The organism is Paenibacillus doosanensis (genome assembly GCF_025060755.1).
GTDB lineage: Bacteria > Bacillota > Bacilli > Paenibacillales > NBRC-103111 > Paenibacillus_S > Paenibacillus_S doosanensis.
This window is the reverse complement of sequence record NZ_JANYUY010000128.1, coordinates 1-825: the sequence shown is the minus strand read 5'-3', so window position 1 is coordinate 825 and position 825 is coordinate 1. Positions and strand designations below refer to the sequence as shown.

The following is an 825-nucleotide window of genomic DNA, read 5'->3' as shown; positions in this document are numbered from 1 at the left end:
CCATAGCTTCGGTGGTGTGTTTAGCCCCGTTACATTTTCGGCGCAGAGTCACTCGACCAGTGAGCTATTACGCACTCTTTCAATGGTGGCTGCTTCTAAGCCAACATCCTGGTTGTCTGCGCAACTCCACATCCTTTCCCACTTAACACACACTGGGGGACCTTAGCTGATGGTCTGGGCTGTTTCCCTCTTGACAATGGATCTTAGCACTCACTGTCTGACTCCCGGGATAAAGTATGTGGCATTCAGAGTTTGACTGGACTTGGTAACCCTTGGCGGGCCCCGCACCCAATCAGTGCTTTACCTCCACTACTCATCTCCCGAGGCTAGCCCTAAAGCTATTTCGGGGAGAACCAGCTATCTCCGAGTTCGATTGGAATTTCTCCGCTACCCCCACCTCATCCCCGAATTTTTCAACATTCGTGGGTTCGGGCCTCCAGTGCGTGTTACCGCACCTTCACCCTGGACAGGGGTAGATCACACGGTTTCGGGTCTACGCCCACGTACTTCGTCGCCCTATTCAGACTCGCTTTCGCTGCGGCTTCGGCTCTTCACCTTAACCTTGCACGGGAACGTAACTCGCCGGTTCATTCTACAAAAGGCACGCCATCACCCATTAACGGGCTCTGACTTCTTGTAAGCACACGGTTTCAGGTTCTATTTCACTCCGCTCCCGCGGTTCTTTTCACCTTTCCCTCACGGTACTGCTTCACTATCGGTCGCTAGGGAGTATTTAGCCTTGGCAGATGGTCCTGCCTGCTTCCCACGAGGTTTCACGTGTCTCGCGGTACTCGGGATCCGTCTAAGGTGTTCGCAGAATTTCAA

Annotated in this window: 1 rRNA gene; it reads right to left on the bottom strand. The window is 53.3% G+C overall.

Annotated elements, in window-relative coordinates:
• Positions 1-825, bottom strand: a 23S ribosomal RNA gene (locus N0M98_RS33715); the annotation flags it as partial.